General features: G+C 64.9%; 15 protein-coding genes. 5 read left to right on the top strand and 10 right to left on the bottom strand.

What is annotated here, in order from left to right:
- Positions 1-45: 45 nt before the first annotated feature.
- From SE92_RS16250 to SE92_RS16230, 5 genes are all read right to left on the bottom strand, one after another.
- Positions 46-1,437: a hypothetical protein gene (locus SE92_RS16250; RefSeq protein ID WP_063196671.1), complete on the bottom strand. Its 1,392-nt coding sequence runs from the start codon at positions 1,435-1,437 to the stop codon at positions 46-48.
- The gene (locus SE92_RS16245; RefSeq protein WP_063196670.1) at positions 1,434-2,711 is read right to left on the bottom strand and encodes a glycosyltransferase family 4 protein; all 1,278 of its coding nucleotides are present in this window, start codon (positions 2,709-2,711) and stop codon (positions 1,434-1,436) included. Before SE92_RS16245 ends, SE92_RS16250 begins: the two co-directional genes overlap by 4 nt.
- 32 nt (positions 2,712-2,743) lie before the next feature.
- Positions 2,744-4,081 (bottom strand): hypothetical protein, encoded by a 1,338-nt coding sequence (locus SE92_RS16240; RefSeq protein ID WP_063196669.1) that lies wholly within the window; start codon positions 4,079-4,081, stop codon positions 2,744-2,746.
- The gene (locus tag SE92_RS16235) at positions 4,081-5,220 is read right to left on the bottom strand and encodes a glycosyltransferase (RefSeq protein ID WP_063203567.1); all 1,140 of its coding nucleotides are present in this window, start codon (positions 5,218-5,220) and stop codon (positions 4,081-4,083) included. Before SE92_RS16235 ends, SE92_RS16240 begins: the two co-directional genes overlap by 1 nt.
- A gap of 244 nt (positions 5,221-5,464) precedes the next feature.
- Complete coding sequence (locus SE92_RS16230) at positions 5,465-6,568, bottom strand: glycosyltransferase family 4 protein (protein ID WP_063196668.1); 1,104 nt, start codon at positions 6,566-6,568, stop codon at positions 5,465-5,467.
- A gap of 182 nt (positions 6,569-6,750) precedes the next feature.
- Between SE92_RS16230 and SE92_RS16225 the strand changes: the two genes are divergently transcribed.
- A complete protein-coding gene (locus tag SE92_RS16225) occupies positions 6,751-7,626 on the top strand; it encodes an aldose 1-epimerase family protein (protein ID WP_063203566.1) in 876 nt (291 codons plus the stop codon).
- A 6-nt stretch (positions 7,627-7,632) separates the two neighbouring features.
- Here SE92_RS16225 and SE92_RS16220 read toward each other — a convergent pair whose 3' ends face one another.
- Together SE92_RS16220 and SE92_RS16215 are read right to left on the bottom strand one after the other, a co-directional pair.
- Positions 7,633-8,481: an MBL fold metallo-hydrolase gene (locus SE92_RS16220; RefSeq protein WP_063196667.1), complete on the bottom strand. Its 849-nt coding sequence runs from the start codon at positions 8,479-8,481 to the stop codon at positions 7,633-7,635.
- Positions 8,482-8,574: 93 nt separating this feature from the next.
- Positions 8,575-9,735, bottom strand: a complete 1,161-nt coding sequence (locus SE92_RS16215) for an acyltransferase family protein (protein ID WP_063196666.1) — start codon at positions 9,733-9,735, stop codon at positions 8,575-8,577.
- A 284-nt stretch (positions 9,736-10,019) separates the two neighbouring features.
- On the opposite strand from SE92_RS16215, the gene SE92_RS16210 reads away from it, so the two are divergent.
- Positions 10,020-10,835: a response regulator transcription factor gene (locus SE92_RS16210; protein WP_063196665.1), complete on the top strand. Its 816-nt coding sequence runs from the start codon at positions 10,020-10,022 to the stop codon at positions 10,833-10,835.
- A 9-nt stretch (positions 10,836-10,844) separates the two neighbouring features.
- On the opposite strand, the gene SE92_RS16205 is transcribed toward SE92_RS16210, so the two are convergent.
- The 3 genes from SE92_RS16205 to SE92_RS16195 form a co-directional block, all read right to left on the bottom strand.
- The gene (locus SE92_RS16205) at positions 10,845-11,603 is read right to left on the bottom strand and encodes a transglycosylase SLT domain-containing protein (RefSeq protein WP_063196664.1); all 759 of its coding nucleotides are present in this window, start codon (positions 11,601-11,603) and stop codon (positions 10,845-10,847) included.
- Between the two features lie 46 nt (positions 11,604-11,649).
- Entirely contained in the window at positions 11,650-12,798 is a 1,149-nt protein-coding gene (locus SE92_RS16200; RefSeq protein ID WP_063196663.1) for an alpha/beta hydrolase family protein, read from the bottom strand.
- 85 nt (positions 12,799-12,883) lie between these two features.
- Positions 12,884-13,087 carry a hypothetical protein gene (locus SE92_RS16195; RefSeq protein WP_157095494.1) on the bottom strand — a complete coding sequence of 68 codons (204 nt, stop codon included), beginning with the start codon at positions 13,085-13,087 and terminating at the stop codon, positions 12,884-12,886.
- A 128-nt stretch (positions 13,088-13,215) separates the two neighbouring features.
- On the opposite strand from SE92_RS16195, the gene pgm reads away from it, so the two are divergent.
- The 3 genes from pgm (at position 13,216) to SE92_RS16180 (ending at position 16,991) form a co-directional block, all read left to right on the top strand.
- Positions 13,216-14,862 carry a phosphoglucomutase (alpha-D-glucose-1,6-bisphosphate-dependent) gene (gene pgm, locus SE92_RS16190; protein WP_063196661.1) on the top strand — a complete coding sequence of 549 codons (1,647 nt, stop codon included), beginning with the start codon at positions 13,216-13,218 and terminating at the stop codon, positions 14,860-14,862.
- 320 nt (positions 14,863-15,182) lie between these two features.
- Positions 15,183-16,232: an aromatic ring-hydroxylating dioxygenase subunit alpha gene (locus tag SE92_RS16185; RefSeq protein WP_063196660.1), complete on the top strand. Its 1,050-nt coding sequence runs from the start codon at positions 15,183-15,185 to the stop codon at positions 16,230-16,232.
- Between the two features lie 6 nt (positions 16,233-16,238).
- Positions 16,239-16,991, top strand: coding sequence for a GntR family transcriptional regulator (locus SE92_RS16180; RefSeq protein WP_063196659.1), 753 nt, complete (start codon positions 16,239-16,241; stop codon positions 16,989-16,991).
- Positions 16,992-16,999 lie beyond the last annotated feature (8 nt).

The raw sequence follows: 16,999 nt of genomic DNA, 5'->3' as shown, positions 1-16,999 counted from the left end.
ATTGATCCGGAACTCGATCGGCGTCGCAAGTCCGGATGCGACGAATTAGCCGCGGCGGGCCAGCATCAGAAAATCCCCGCGCCATCCGATGACCGCCGTCGCGAGCGCAGCGATCACGATCTTTCCGGCGAGCCATGTCGCGGGCCCGGTCGGCATCGCAGCGAGCGATCCGATCAGGATGGCGGCCGCCAGGGCCTGCATGACCAACGACCAGCGCGGGAATGCCTCGAACCGCAGGGTCGGACCGAGCGCGGCAAGGATCGTGGCAAGGGTCGCGAGCGCAGCGCAGCCGACGGCCTGTCGCGGCGACAGTCCGGCCCACACCGCGACGAGCGCGACGGCTGCGACGATCGCGAGCTGACCGGCCGCGACGACCACGAGCCGGGTCGCGAGCTTCTCCAGGTGTGGAACCACCGCGATGGTCGCCTGAAGATGCGTGTGCAGGAAATAGAAGGCGGCCACGGTGGGCGCCGTCGCCAGGAAGCCGTCGAGGCTCTCCCGCGGCACCAGGATACGGGCGGCATCCGGAATGAAGCCGACCAGGCCGCCGAGCAGCACGAGGGTCGTGCAGATCATGAATTCGAACATCCGCCGGGCCGATTGAACCGACTTCACGACGGTCCCGTGTTCGAAGTCCTTGACCAATTCGGGATAGCTCACGGTGTGGATCGCGGCGTTGAGGACCCAGAACGGACGTTGCAGCAGGTCGAGCGCGATCGAAAATCCGGCACCTGCACCCGTCGCGCCCAGCCGGCCGATGATGATGACACGGAGCAGCACCGGCACCGACAGATGGATCACGGAGGCGCCCGCCGCCAGCATGCCGTAGCCGGCGAAAATCTTCCAGTCCGCCAGCATCGTCTGCAACGAGGCGCGCTGCAGCGGCGTGCGGTATGCAACGAGCCCGGCGACGAGGCCCAGCAAATGGCCCGCCGCGATCCCCAGCAGCGCAGCTTCAGCCGTCCCTGAAATCACGCCCCCCGCGGCGGCGCCGGCCAGAAGCGCGGTGGCACGCAGCGCAAGGAGAGAAGACGCAACGCCGAGCCGGTCGGACAGACGCACCGACAGGAAGTAGAGGTCGGTCAGGCCCTGAAGCACGGATATGCCAAGGCCCAACGCGATGATTCCCGCCGGAAGCGCGGTTGCCAGGGACGCGCAGCTCCCGACCACGATCAGCGCGCCCGCACTCGACAGGCCCGCCGCAAACAGTGACCGCCTCAGCCGGGCCGCCTCGGTCTCCCCGGCTGCGGCCAGAAAACGCAGCCCGGCGAGCTGCAGCCACTCGAACATCAGCACGCAGAGCAATTGGCTCGAGGCCAGCGCCAGCGAAAAGCTGGTGTAGTCGGCGGCGGGCAACAGATGGCTGATCGCGAAGATCAGGATGATCGCCGCGGCGCTCTGATAGACGTAGCCCGCCATGGCGAGGAGGCGTGTCATCGCGGAATGAGGCGTTCCTCGCCGACGACCGCCGGCCCCTGTGGCGCTTCGGTCGTGGCCGCGCGCAAGTGCGACATCCGCTGTTCGCGCAATTGTTCATACAGGCTCTTGTATGAAGACAGCACGTCGGCAAATATCCACTTGTTGGTATCGGCGATGAGGCGCCGGCTGATCTCGTCGATCTTGTGCGGATCGGCCGCGACCGCCAGCATGCTCTCGGCCAAAGATTCGGGATCGGCTTCGGTCAGCCAGCCGGTGATGCCGTGCTCAATGACCTCGGGCATGCCGCCAAAGCGCGTTCCGAGCAGCGGCCTGCCGGCCGCCTTGGCGTCGGCGACGACGAGCGGGCCGGGGTCGTGCCAGATCGATGGGGCGATCACCACGTCCACTTGCTTGTAGAAATCGTCCGGCACCACGAAGCCCATGAACTCGATCCGCGCATCGGGGGCGAGCGCCCTGAGGCGTCGTTGCTCCTCGTCGCTGACGCGGCCGGCGATCATCATGCGGATGCGATCCGGAGGTAGCAGCGCCAGCGCCCGCATCAGATTGTCGATGCCCTTTTCCTCCGTGAGGCGGCCGATAAATCCGAACGTCACTTCCGTGGTGCAGACCGGACGAGGATAGGGCGCGCGGGGCGGCTCGGTGGAGGCGTTGCGGATCACGGTGCGGATCGGCGTCTCGGCGAACATGCCCATGTCGGTGTGAATGGACAGGACGCGCTCGCTCACGCCGACCACGGCGCTGAGCCAATGCGTGGCGCGCTTGCGATGAAAGGTCAGAAGCTTGCAGCTCGTGCAGGTGTGCTCGCAGGACCGCCCCTTGTCGAAACGGGAGCAGCGCGGGCAGGTCAGATAATAGTCGTGAAGCGTATGAAGCACGGGAACGCCGAGCTGGGCGGCGACGCGCCAGATCGCGGTGGTGAGGCCCGACAAATTGTTGGAGTGCAGCACATCGGGCTTGAAGGCCCGGATGCGTTCGGCGACCAGGGGCGCCTGCATCCGCCAGTCGTCGACGGCGTGCCAGATGCTGCGTAGCGCAACGTTCTTCTGCTCCGTGAAGGGCATATAGATGTTCTGCACCGGTGCGGAATAGACGTTGATGCCGTTGCAGCTTTCGTGCGCCTGCTCGGGTGAGGAGGCAGCCCGGATCACTTCCACCTCGTCACCGCGCTGAACCAGCCCTTCGGCGAAGCGCCGCGCGAAAATCTCTGCGCCGCCGACGATCTTCGGGGCCTGAGGCGTCGGATAAAGCGTGGATGTCAAAAGAACTTTCATCGCGTCAACCTCATGTCTGCAAAAAATCGCATCTACCGCGCCGGCCTGATCTCCAGGGCAGGAACGGCACTGTCATTGGCTGCAATCAGGACCGGTGTGCTCGAGACGGGAATCCAGACCCCGGACGCGGGCCTTGCCGTCTGGTCGCACGGCATCGCGAAGCTTGCGCTTGGCTGATCGCCCTTGAGCCGGATTTCGTAGTGCCGGTCCGGAGCCTCGGACCAGACCGCAACCCTGCCGCCGGAAGCCGTCGATGCGTTGATCGACACGACGCCGCTGGCGAGCTCGCGCCGCTCGGAACTCAGGCTGGAGCGAACGAAGGCCCAGGCACCCTGGGCGGCACAGGCAACAGGCTTCGGCGAATTGTCGAAACGATAGAGCCCGAAATTGTCCTCCAGCTCCGACGGATTCTTTCCACTGTCCTTGAGCTCGTAGAGCCACATGCCCTTGAGCCAGCGCGTCGCGGTCGATGCCCACAGGATCAGCTGCGCCGTATTGTCGGCCTGGGCCTGCTCGCTGACGCCGCATTTGTTGCTGGCCGTGGTCCAGCCTGTCTCGGTGATATAGATTGGGAAGTCGGGGTTTCCGCTCGCCTGGCCGACGAGACGGTGAAACGCCGTGACCCGATCGATGATTTCGGCCGAGGTGCGTTTGCTCGGGCCCATGCAGAAATTGTAGAGATGGATCGAAGCGCCGTCGGCATATTGAAGGATGCCGGTCCGCAGCATCTTCTCCGTCCATATCCAGCCCGGATCGTCGCCGAGCGCGCCGACCAGGAAAGGCGCATTCGGCGCGACCCGCTTGACCGCCGGCCGCGCGACTTGCGCGAGCGCCAGATAGTTCTCCGGTGAGAACGCGGCGTCCTTCTTCGCCGCCAGATTCCACTCGTTCCAAAGCTCGAAGAGCGGATGCTGCGGCAGAACCGATTGCGCCGCTGCCGCCGCGTAATCGGCGAACCGCTGCCGCGCTTCGTCGGTCGTCGGCGGCGAGGAGTTCGGCACCAGATGATGGCCGAAGGCAAGGATCAGCAGAGGACGCGCGACGCCGGATCTGACTTGCGTTTCGAGCCTGGCGAGGCGGGGGGTGAACCCCATGCGGCGACCGCCGACCTCGAAATCGGACCAGGGAAAATCGTCGCGGAAGGCGTTGAGGCCGAGTTGCTTGATCTGGGCGACGTTCTCCGAAGGCAAATATCCGCGCGGGCTCACCGGGCCGCCCAGCCCCTGATGGGTGCCGACACCCAGCAGGAATCGGGCGTCGAGCGGTTGAACCTGCTGTGCGCAGACGGAAACCGGCAGGAGAAGGGATGCGATGAGGCTCGCGAGGCGAAGGCCGTCGCGAACCAAGGTGCGTGGAAGCGGAGGAGCCATCAGAAATTCTTGGAGAGATCCGATTGCAGCGCCGCCTTCGCCTCGACCGGTGTCCCCTCGTCCTGCAGGAGTTCGGCATAGACCTGCTGCAATTGCCCATGCGTCTTCTGAACGTCATAGAGCTGTTTGAACCGGTCGTAGCCGCGCTGGCCCAGCACCTTGAGATCGAAATCGAGCGCCCGCCGGAAACCGTCGACGAGCGGCTGGACGGCGACGGGCTCGCACAGCACGCCGGTGACGCCGTCGACGACGATCTCGGGCAACGCGCCGCTGCGGAATGCCAGAATGGGCTTGGCGGCGCGCATCGCTTCCAGGGCCACGAGGCCGAAGGCCTCCCACCGTGACGGGATCACGACGAGATCGGCGGCCTCGAGCTGGGTCTCGATGGTCGGGCGGTCGAGCCAGCCGAGCAGCGACACGTTGGACGGGACGTCCGGGCCTTCGTATTTGTTGACCACGGAGGCGCCGATCATGCGGATGTCAATCACATCTTCGAGCGTGCGCGCCGCTTCGATCAGGAGATCGAATCCCTTCTGGCGGTCGAGGCGTCCGATGAAGAGAACCTTGACCTTCTCGGTGGTCCAGTCCGCCGCGACGGGCTGCGGCGAGCGCGTCTTCGAGATGCCGTTGTGAACGAGGGTGAGGCGGTCGGCCGGAATTCCCGCGCGGACCGCTTCGTTGAACTCGTCGCCGGAGATGCAGATGATTCGGTCCGACGTCCGCGCGAGAAGGTTCTCCGCTGCCTTCGTCACCACGTGACTGAGGCGGCCGGTCTCGCGTGAAAATGCCCAGCCGTGCGGGCAATAAACCACGCGCGGTCCGTCCGAGCGGGCCGCAAGCGCGGGGCGCAGCACGAGGCCTGCAAACGAGGAATGCAGATGCACCACGTCCGGCTTGAAGGCGTCCAGTGCCTGCATGCTCGCGCGAAACATCTGGAACAGTCCGGCGACACTGCGGCCGGATCGTTCGAACGTCGTAATCTGGTTGTCATCAATCCCGGGAAGATCGCGGCGATGATCCGAGGGCACGACATAGTGCACGTTCTCGGTGCCGAAGCTGGCTTGCTGCTGTGGATGCAACTCGTTCAGATAGCTCGCAATCCCGCCCCGAATCGTCTCGGCGATGTGCAGCACTTTCATCGTTTGCCTCGCATAGGCTTGCGTCGGAGAGCCGGACATCGTGTATCCCTGTTCTGTGTTCGCTAGTGCGAAACACAGTTCCTCGAATACGTAGCGATAATGGGGCAGCGATGTGGTGATGTTGCGCCATGATCATTCGCGCGCGCGATCGCGACAAAAAAATCATGGAACTGCGCGAGAGGAAGCAAGTTGCAAACCGTTTGTGCAAAAACCATTGCGCGCAACAGGCGAGTTGCGCCGATTTTCACGCAGCGCTGGCGACGTTGGCCGGCTCGGCGAGATGATCGAGCAGAGCCTTCGCCGATTTCTTCCACGAATAGAATGCGACGCGATCCTGTTGCCGCATGCGCTCCTGATCGGAGATGGCGCCGTTTGCCAATCTTTCGAGCATGAGTTGCTTCAGCGCGTCGGCATCGCTGGCGCGAAAATACGCAGCTGCATCACCGCACGTCTCAACGACCGCATCGGCCGTCGAGGCGATGACGGGGCAACCGAAGATCATGGCCTCGAGCGGCGGCACGCCAAAACCCTCGTAGAGCGAGGGAAACACGAATGCGGATGCATGCGCATAGAGTGCCGCGATCTCACCGTCCGTCAGGCGTCCGGCCAGCAGCAGGCCGGTAGCCCCGTCGCCGGAATTGTCCTGAAAGACCTTGCTGTTGTCGCCGCCGACGATGACCAGGGGAACGTCGGGGCGATCGAGCAGCTGGACCGCGCGGATCGCCACCGAGAGATTCTTGTTCTTGGTCCTCGAGCCCACATAGAGGAAGAATTTCTGCGGCTGAAGCCCAAGCCTGCCGATGATGCCGGGATCCGGCTTCGTCATGGCGAAGTGCTCTGCGCTGTTGGGGAAGACCGGGATCGCTGTCGCCGGCAGATTCAGCACCTCGGCCAGCTCCTTGCGCGAAAAGGCCGATACGGTTGCGATGCTTGCGTGGCGGGCCAGCAGCCGGCCCATCGTGCGGTGAACTGCCAGATAGCGCCAGTTGAAGAAGTCCGGCCTGCGAAAGACCTGCGCGTCGTGGATCACGACAATGTGGTCGCGATGGAACACCGGGCCGGCATTGGCGAGACTGATCAGGCGGCCTCCCGCAGCGGCACGCGCCAGCTCGATTTGATCCCAGGCGTGCCCGCGCAAGCGGCCGACGGTGCGAATCTTGATTCGCGCGAGGTGAAGGTCTTCGCTTGCATCCACGGGCGTCAGCAACTGCCAGTCTGCGTTCCGCAGCGACGCCGGAGTTTGCTCCGAGGCCAGCTGCGCGTCGATCGCCTTGACGATTTCGGCGGCATAGCGCTGAACGCCGGTGAGCTTCTGCGACAGAAAGCGGCCGTTGATGAAGAATTTCAATTGACTACCACAATGGTTGATCGGAGCTCGTCCCCGGGCCGCGGGACGCAGGCGGTGGACGAACCCGCAAAGGAGCAACCCTTAGGTACAGAAATATGACGCAGCTCCGCACGGTGCCGGCGCGCCGCCTGCATGGCTGGCGCTGCCTTGCTGCATCTGAGGTCGCGGTGTAGATGTCCGCCATGAGCGATGACACCTATACGCTTCGAAGTGGCCAGCTCTCCGCGACCATCAAGGCGCACGGCGCCGAGCTGTGCTCCTTGAAGGATGGCACGACAGAATTCGTCTGGCAGGCGGGGCCGGAATGGCCGCGCCATGCGCCGTTGCTGTTTCCGATCGTCGGGCGCCTCGCTAAGGATGAATTGCGGCACCGGGGCAAGACCTATCGGTTGACCCAGCACGGCTTTGCGCGCGACAGCCGCTTTGAATGGGCGGAGCGCGGCGAGAGCCGCTGCACGCTGATGCTCGAAGACAACGAGACGACGCGTGCGCTCTATCCGTTCCCGTTCCGGCTGACCGCGATCTATGCGCTCGATGATGCCGGGCTCGATCTGACGCTCGCGATCGCCAACAAAGGCAAGGAGACATTGCCGGCTTCGGTCGGCGGGCATCCCGCGTTCAACTGGCCGCTCCAGAGGGGACTTGCCAAGGAGAGCTACGCGCTGACCTTCGCGAGCGCGGAGAAGGCTCCCGTCCGCCGCCTCGATGGCGGTTTGCTGCGCCCGGAAGCAGAACCGAGCCCGGTCAAGGACGCGGTACTGTCCTTGTCCGAAGCCCTGTTCACTGACGACGCCGTCATTTTCGACCGGATCGAGAGCCGTGAGGTTCGCTTTGCCCCGTCCTCCGGCCCCTGGCTCAAAATGTCATGGCGCGGTTTTCGCGAGCTCGGCGTCTGGTCGAAACCATCGGGCGCGCCGTTCCTCTGCATCGAGCCCTGGCGCGGTTATGCCAGTCCCTCCGGTTTCGACGGCGAGTTCAGCGACAAGCCGGGCCTGATGCACATCGCGCCGGGCGCGGAAGAGAGCTTGTCGTTCCGGATCGAGGTCGGATCGAGCTGAGGGCTCTCAGACCTCGATCCGCGTGAGATCCTCACCGAGCACCACAGGACCTGCATAGTCCTGCCTGACATCCGCAAGCAGCGCCTCGAGCATGCCATCGTCGGTGCGCGGGCGATGGTGGGTCAGCGCCAGCTTCTTCACACCAGCCTTGGCCGCGATCTTGCCGACGGTGTCGCCGCAGGCGATCGTGAATTTCGCAAGGCGGCGAAGGTGCTCGTTGTTGATCTCCGGCGTCGCGAGGAAGCAGCACTGAACGAGCAGGTCGGCGCCCTCAGCCAGCCGTTCGAGCCCGGGGCAGGGGACGGTGTCGCCGGAAATCGCAATGACCTTGCCTTCCGCCTCGAAGCGGTAGCCGAGACACATCCATCGCGCGAGGAAGGCCGGCGGCATGTCGAGGCCATCGCCATGCGAGACCAACTCGGCGCTGATCTTCCAGCGCCCGGTGTCGAGAATGGGACCCGGTATGATGTCCGTTGCGAGGACGGGTTTCCAGCCGCCGAAGCTCGGCTCGCCCTGATCGCGCCAGGTGATGTCCTTGTCGTAGACCTGCGTGACCAGCGTATGGACGAGCCGCTCGGTGTCCGGCGGTCCGTAGATGCGCAGCGCGTCCTTGCGTCCGGACATCCATGAATTCAGCATCACATCGTAGAGATCGCCGATGTGGTCGAAGTGATGATGCGTGAGAAAGACCGTGTTGATGGCGCCGAGCGGAACGCCGGCCTTGCTCAGCTGCACCACGACGCCGCGGCCGGCGTCGAACAGGATATTCTCGTCGCCGAGCCTGATCAGCGTGGTCGTCGCCATGCGGCGCGGATCCGGGCGCGGGCCGCCGGTGCCGAGCAGTATGACCTCCATGGTGCCCACTCCAGCGTGAGGAGCCTGCACAGTAGAGTTTAAGGCGGCAATGAAGCAAGCCGCATCGGGGCGGACGTAACGGAGCAGGGGCGTTCAGCGCATGCCGGCCGCGGTGACTGCGATGGTGGGCTGGAGGGTCGACCGGTCCGATCCCGCGGATGTCAGGCGGTGCGCCAAATCCTGCGCGCGCCGTTCGACCAGATGCCATGTCGCGCGTGCCACGAGATAGCTCAGCGCGGCGGTGACGACATAGGCGATCAGCAGCGAGACCAGCCCGTCCGCGAGCGGCCAGAGCGGACGCAGGCCGGCGATCACCGCGAAGTGCGACAGGTACATCGAATAGGAATTGCGGCCGAGCGCCTCGAGCGGCTGGAAGCGGATGGCGAGCTTGATGCAGCCGACCACCAGCGCGCCGAGCACGAGATTGATCGTGAGATAGTTGAACTCATGCGAACCGGTGGCGCGGTCGGCCGCAAAGGACAGCGCGATGAAGACGGCGTAGATTGCGACATCGGATCTGGTGAAGCCGTCGCGCAGCGCGAAGAACAGCGCGCATCCGATCAGGAAGACCGGAAGCTGGTTCAGGAAGCTGATGTGCAGCGTGGTCCAGACGAATGCCTCGTGGCCGGGGCCGTAATAGGCCGAGAACAACGCGAAGGCCCACGGCTTGAACAGGCAGACATTGACGAGATGCAGCACGATCGCCAGCGCGAGATAGAGATGGCGGCGCGATCCGAACGCGGTGATCAGAAGCGGGAAAACGAGATAGAAGGTCATCTCCGCCGCGATCGACCAATCGCCCGGCACCACGCTGTTGACGCTGTCCGGCCAGAAGCCGTGCAGGAAGGTCGCAGTCAGGATCACCTGAACCGGCCCGATGCCATTGGGCGCGTTGGCGCTCGGTCCGGTGCCGTTGATGATGAGGTAAACCGGGATCGCGAGCCAGAACAGCGGCGCGATGCGCAAGAACCGGCGGATGTAGAATTTGCGGGTTGCATTCGTCTCGCCGCTGCGCTGTGTCCACATCAGGCACATCGTCATGGCACTGACGAAATAGAACACGTTGACGCCGGTCCAGCCCAGCATGAAAGCGTAATCGACGGCGTGGATGTTCGACGGAAACGCCTGCGAGACGTGGATTGCCATCACGCCGACAATGCCAAGGCCGCGCAGGACATCGAGCGTGTGCGAACGGCCGAACGGTGCCGTTCCCTGCTCGGTTCGACCGGCAGCCAACCGGGCCTGCCCCTGCATCACGCCTGCTCCGTGGTTTCGCAACTTGCAGGCGGGACAATAGAGGCGCGGCCGGGCCTTCCGAAGCCGAAGACCTTTTTTACGTTAACCGGCGGTTGAGTCCGATGCCGAATGTCCGGGATTGGGCCTTCACGGTCCCCAACGAGGCTATCCTGAGTGATGATGCGCGGATTGAGAATTGTGGGCCAATTCATACTTAATCGTTGCAGACCATGAGCAATATTGTTTGCGCGTCGCAACGCGCCTAATATTCCGGCGGCTAATTTCGGGGGCTCGAACAAGTCGTGAATGTACGTTCACATGACGGCGCATTGCGCGGCGAGATGGATCGCCAGGTCGGGTCGCAGGCACACAGGATACCCAAGACCGTGGTTGATTCCGCACGTCAGGAAGTGCGTCCCGCCGGCCGCGAGCGGCTGATCGTCGTCGAGGACGATCCGGTGACGCGGACCATGCTGGTCGGCTATTTCAGCGAGAACAATTTCGACGTGGTCGGCGCCGGCTCCTGCGCGGAATGCCGCCAGGCGCTGCGCGCGCGCACCGACCTCGTCTTCCTCGACCTGCAGCTGCCCGACGGCGACGGCTTCGAACTCGCCAAGGAAATCCAGGCGACGAGCAACGCCGGAATCATCTTCGTGACGCGCCGCGACACCGACGTCGATCGCATCCTCGGCCTCGAGATCGCCGGCGATCACTACGTCACCAAGCCGATCAATCTGCGCGACCTGCTCGCGCGCGCCCGCAGCGTGCTACGGCGGCGCTCGCTCGACCGCAAGGCGGCGCGCAACCACAATTCGATCGCCTTCGGCGACTGGATCATCGACCTGACCCGGCGCGAATTGCTCGGCAGCGACGGCAAGCCGGTGGCGCTGACGCGCGCCGAATTCGATCTGCTCGCGGCGCTGGTCGGCGCCGACGGGCGGCCGCTCAGCCGCGACTATCTGATCGAGGTCGTCAGCAACCGCCAGGCCGAGGTCGACATCCGCACGGTCGACGCGCTGGTGGCGCGGCTGCGCCGCAAGCTCGTCGGCAGCGGCACGCCCGTGATCGCGACCGTTACCGGCGTCGGCTACAAGCTCGCGCTGAGCGAGCGGCTGTAGAGCCTATCGTCAGCGCGAGGCGACACGCTTCCATCGTGCTTCGATACGCGCCTTGATCTTGCTGACCCTCGCCTCATGCGCGGCCCAATAGGCGCGGCTGGCGGCCGCGCTGCCCTGACGATAGCGGGCGTAAACGGCTTTGGGCTGCACCGCCACCTTCGGCCGGCTCGCCGGTTTTGTCGGAGCCGCCGCCTGAGCTGCGGGCACCGGCGCCGGATCGGGCACGGCCGCGACTTGGGCGTCGAGGGCCTTCGAATTCATGGCGACAAGACGATTACGGGCCCGGTTGCAATAGACCTGCGACCGCGGCGTCATCTCTTCCTCGCCATGGCCTGACCGGTATTTCATGAGGGCGCGGCAGACGTCCCCGCCGGCCAGGCGCCAAGCCTGGCTCAGATAAAGCACCCCGTAATGGATGTTGATGTCGGGTTCGGCGAGTTCCGCATCGCTGCCCCGGAAGCCCAGCATCGCCGCCGTCTCGGGCCGCACCTGCATCAGTCCGATCTCGCCGACGCTGCCGATCACCGCCGAATTGTAGCCGCTTTCGACGAAGACGACGGCTTCGGCGATATCGGCCGGTAAATTGGTCCTTGCGACTTCTCGCTCGATGATCCTGCGGATCAGGGCCCGGGACGACGGCGTTTCGCCTGCGCCGAGCTCAGTGCCGCCGTCTGCGGCGTGCGCGCCGAACGGGGCCGACAACAGCAGGACGACCGCCACGTGCCGCCACGTCGCGCTGAGATTGAAGCGTGCCCGATCCCACAGCATCGCTCCGTCATAAATCGCCGGAGTTAACAACCGGCTTCTCGCGCCGTCACTGTCGCGCGCGGGCGCTCTGGTCGGTGGATGCGGCTTGCGAAGGCCCGGCCAGGCGGTCGTCGATCGCATAGAGCGTGCAGGTGGGCGACCATTTCATGCAGGCCGCCAGCGAGTCACGCTGGGCCTCGTCAGCCGTCACGCGTCCGGCGCGCCAGCCATAGCCGCCGTTCGGCGACACCGCGAAAGCCTTGTGCGGCAGCGTGCTGGCCAGATAACGCGAGAATTCGGCCCGCGCCGCTTCGTTGAGCTGGTGCGGTGGCGGCAGGGCATCGGGCGGGCTCAGGATGTCGCGACCGAGGAGGCCGCGCTCGCGCAGGAAGGCGTCGACATAGGGCGTCCATTGCGGACGGCTCGCCACCGAATAGAGATAGTGACCGTCGTCGCCGAAGGGCGGCGCAGCGATGAATGTCGCGTTGCCGCCACCGGCGCGAAACCCGTCATGGAGGCGGCGGGCGAGGTCGGGGCCGAAATAGGAATCGTTGACCGCATAGACCCAGAGCATCGGAACGCGCGAGGTCTTGCCGAAGCTGGTGAAGGCCTGCACCAGTCCATCCGGATTGCAGACGTCGTCATCGTCGCGCGAGCCGCGGCCGCCGGCGAAATTGATCGCGGCGACGAGTCCGGGCGGGGCCTGCGCGGTGAGCGCGACCGTGGCGAGCCCGCCGGCGGAATGGCCGGCCGCGATCATGCCTGATGTCGTCACGTCAGCCCGGCGCGCCATCGCATCGATCGCGGCGCGCAAATCGGCGACGGCAACTGCGGCTGCCGGAAGATACGCGGCCTTCGCGCAACCGCCGACGCTGTCGACGCGTCCTCCGGGCGAGGTGCCGTAGCCGCGCCGCATCACGATCAGCGCCGCAAAGCCGCGCCGGGCATATTCCAGCGCGATGCCGTAATATCGGTGCGCGGACATGCTCGCGCGGTCGTCGAAGCTGCGCGGCGAACCGTGGCTGAGCAGCGCGAGCGGATAGCGCTTCGCGCCGGCCGGGCGGACCAGAAAGGCCTCCAGTCCTTGCGGCCCCACCTCCGCCATGGGGATGCGGAGGTCCTCGGTGTAAAACTCCGCTGCCACTGCAGACGACGGCCCGCCCGCCGGGATCAGCCAGGCGATCAGCAGGGGGAGCAGCTTGCGCAGGACAGCCATGAGGCGATTCGAACAGCCGGAAGGCCTCGACCATAGCATGATCTCGCAATTTGCATGGCGGTGCCGATGTGTCCGACGCGCGGCGCTAGCGCCCGGTGGATGCGCCGGGGCTGTCCGTGCTGTCGCTATGGAGCTCCCGCTCGAACTGGCGCTTCACCTTGGCGAGGTCATGATCCACGGCTGCGTTGCGCAGCATCGGGTTGAGTTCGACGTCGGTTCGCTCGACGTATCCCGGGGACGAGAGAGCCAAGGAACTGGCGAGCAGCAGGGCCGTTGCGAGAATGGTCATGTCCCCATTCATGGACCCAAATGCGGCCATTTGTTGCCGGCGTCGGCCGACGGCTTTTGGGTTGGCGGGTGCAGGCCCAATGCTATGGTGCAGCAGGACCTCAATTCGACAACGACGAGGATAGTTTAGTGGCTGATGTTCATCCCGCGGCGGGCAAGCAGGCCTCGCCGGACGCGCTCACCAACATTCCGCGGCTGGTGACGGCCTATTTCGCGGGCAAGCCTGATGTCACCGATCCCGCGCAGCGGGTGGCGTTCGGCACCTCCGGCCATCGCGGCACCTCGTTCAAGAACACCTTCAATGAGGGCCACATCCTCGCGACCACGCAGGCGATCTGCGACTACCGCAAGGAAAAAGGCCTGACCGGCCCGCTCTTCATCGGCATCGACACCCACGCGCTGGCCGAGCCGGCGCTGGTCAGTGCCGTCGAAGTCTTCGCCGCCAACGGCGTCGAGATCATGATCGACAAGGACGGCGGCTACACGCCGACGCCTGTCATCTCGCACGCGATCCTCACCCACAACAAGGGCCGCACCAGCGGCCTCGCCGACGGCGTCGTCATCACGCCCTCGCACAATCCGCCGGAGGACGGCGGCTACAAATACAATCCGCCGCATGGCGGTCCGGCCGACACGGATGTCACGGGTGTCGTCGAAAAGCGTGCCAATGCCTATCTCGCCGACGGCCTCAAGGGCGTGAAGCGCGTGGACTATGCCAAGGCGAAGAAGTCCGCGAACGTGCATGCCTACGACTTCGTCACGCCCTACGTCGCCGATCTCGGCAATGTCGTCGACCTCGATCTGGTCAAATCCGCCGGCATCAACATCGGCATCGATCCGCTCGGCGGCGCCGCCGTGCATTATTGGCATCCGATCATCGAGCGCTACGGCCTGAAGGCCACCGTCGTGAACGAGGCGATCGACCCGACCTTCCGCTTCATGACGGTGGATTGGGACGGCAAGATCCGCATGGACTGCTCCTCGCCCTACGCGATGGCAAGCCTGATCGCGATGCGCGACCGCTTCGACGTTGCGTTTGCCAACGACACCGACGCCGACCGCCACGGCATCGTGACGCGCACCGGCGGCCTGATGAATCCGAACCATTATCTGGCGACCGCGATATCTTACTTGTTCGCGCACCGCCCGAACTGGAGCAAGGATGCCGCGATCGGCAAGACCGTGGTCTCGAGCTCGATCATCGATCGAGTCGCCAAGAAGCTTGGCCGCAAGCTGGTGGAGACGCCGGTCGGCTTCAAATGGTTCGTCGACGGCCTGCTCACCGGCGGCTTCGGTTTCGGCGGCGAGGAGAGTGCAGGGGCCTCGTTCCTGCGCCGCGACGGCGGGGTCTGGACCACCGACAAGGACGGAATCATCCTCGGCCTGCTTGCCGCCGAGATCATGGCGAAGACCGGCCGCGATCCCAGCCAGCTGTTCGGCGATCTCACCGCCGAGTTCGGCATGCCGCATTATGCTCGCATCGACGTCGCCGCGACCGGCCCGCAGAAGAACATCCTCAAATCCGTCACGCCCGAGCAACTCGGCCTGAAAGACCTTGCCGGCGATCCCGTCCGCTCAACGCTGAGCAAGGCGCCCGGCAACGGCCAGCCCTTCGGCGGCATCAAGGTCGAGACCGATTTCGGCTGGTTCGCGGCAAGGCCGTCCGGCACGGAGGACGTCTACAAGATCTACGCCGAAAGTTTTCGCAGCACCGAGCACCTGAAGCGGATTCAGGAAGAAGCGCAGGCCGGCCTGGCGAAGGTGTTCGGGGCGTAAGCGCGGGTCCTCTTAACCCTCCTCTGGAGGGGGAGGGTCGATCGCGCGTTAGCGCGAGCGGGGTGGGGTGAAGGTCCCTCCGCGACTAACAGTGCCCGAGGGGAGAGATCACCCCACCCCGCTTCGCATTTCGCTGCGCCCCATGCGAAGCGACCTCCCCTTCAGGGGAGGGTAAGAGCGCGCGCCAATCCCCAAGGAATTAATTTATGTATACAGCTTGTCCGATAAAGGTATTTTTATACGCCAATATGAGGCTTGAACTATTTAGATTCCCCTATATTGTATACATAACGCATACATAAGCCGTGGGAGTGAGACCGATGACAAAGCCCTTCCCGATGAACGCCTGGTACGCCGCCGCCTGGGACGCCGAGGTGAAGCCGGCGCTGTTGCCGCGGACGATCTGCGGTAAGCATGTCGTGATGTACCGCAAGGCCGACGGTTCGGTGGCTGCGCTGGAGGATGCCTGCTGGCATCGCTTGGTGCCGTTGTCCAAGGGCCGGCTCGAAGGCGACACCGTCGTCTGCGGCTATCACGGCCTCAAATTCAACGCGCAGGGCCGCTGCACCTTCATGCCCTCGCAGGAGACCATCAACCCGTCAGCCTGCGTGCGCTCCTATCCCGTGGTCGAGCGGCACCGCTACATCTGGCTTTGGATGGGCGATCCGGCGCTGGCCGATCCCGCGCTCGTTCCGGACATGCACTGGAATCACGATCCGGCCTGGGCCGGCGACGGCAAGACCATCCACGTCAAATGCGACTACCGCCTCGTGCTCGACAATCTCATGGACCTCACCCACGAGACCTTCGTGCACGGCTCCTCGATCGGCAACGAAGCGGTCACCGAGGCGCCGTTCGACGTTACCCATGGCGAGAAGACCGTGACGGTGACGCGCTGGATGCGCGGCATCGAGCCGCCGCCGTTCTGGGCCAAGCAGCTCGGCAAGTCCGGTCTCGTCGATCGCTGGCAGATCATCCGTTTCGAAGCGCCGTGCACCATCGCGATCGATGTCGGCGTGGCGCCGACGGGCACCGGTGCGCCGGAAGGCGACCGTTCCCAGGGCGTCAACGGCTTCGTGCTCAACACCATCACGCCCGAGACCGAGAAGACCTGCCATTATTTCTGGGCTTTCGTGCGCAACTATCAGCTCGGCGAGCAGCGCATCACCTCCGAGATCCGCGAGGGCGTCTCCGGCATCTTCCGCGAGGACGAGTTGATCCTCGAAGCGCAGCAGCGCGCCATGGACGAGAATCCGGACCGCATCTTCTACAACCTCAACATCGACGCCGGTGCGATGTGGTCGCGCAAGCTGATCGACAAGATGGTGGCGAAGGAAACAGCGCCGCAGCGCCTCCAGGCCGCGGAGTAATCAGCCATGGCCGAGCGTGAGGTCGACCGTTCCGTCTCGCAGACCGTGAAGGCGCAGCTCGCATTGCGCGACCAGATCCTGTCGGGCGCCTTGCGCCCGGGCGAGCGCATCTCCGAGCTCCAGGCAGTGGAAACCACCGGCGCTTCGCGCACCCCGGTGCGCATGGCGCTGGTGCGGCTGGAGGAGGAGGGCCTGCTGGAAGCAATCCCGTCGGGCGGCTTCATGGTGAAGGCGTTCTCGGAGCGCGACATCTCCGATTCCATCGAGCTGCGTGGCACGCTCGAGGGTCTTGCCGCACGCTTCGCCGCCGAGCGCGGCGTCTCTGCGCGCGAGCTGGAGCCGCTGAAGGAGTGCCTGGCCGCGATCGACGAATTGCTGCGCCAGGTGCCGATCTCGATCGAAGCCTTCTCGTCCTATGTCACGCTGAACGCGCGCTTCCACGCTTTGCTCACCGAATTGTCGCGCAGCCCGCCCTTGATCCGCCAGATCGACCGCGCCTCGGCCCTGCCGTTTGCATCGCCAAGCGGCTTCGTGATGGCGCAATCGGCGCTCCCCGAGGCGCAGCAGATCCTGATCATCGGGCAGGACCACCACCGCATCGTGATCGACGCCATCGAGAACCGCGAAGGCGCGCGCGCCGAAGCCGTCATGCGCGAGCACGCGCGGCTCGCCGTGCGCAATCTGCGCCTTGCGCTGCGTAACCGGACCCATCTCGATCTCTTGCCGGCGCTCGCGCTGATCAAGACCGCAACCGATTGAGGCAATCC

Origin of the sequence: Bradyrhizobium sp. AT1 (assembly GCF_001590795.1) — a bacterium.
Taxonomy (GTDB): Bacteria; Pseudomonadota; Alphaproteobacteria; order Rhizobiales; family Xanthobacteraceae; genus Bradyrhizobium.
This window is presented reverse-complemented; position numbering and strand designations above follow the sequence as displayed.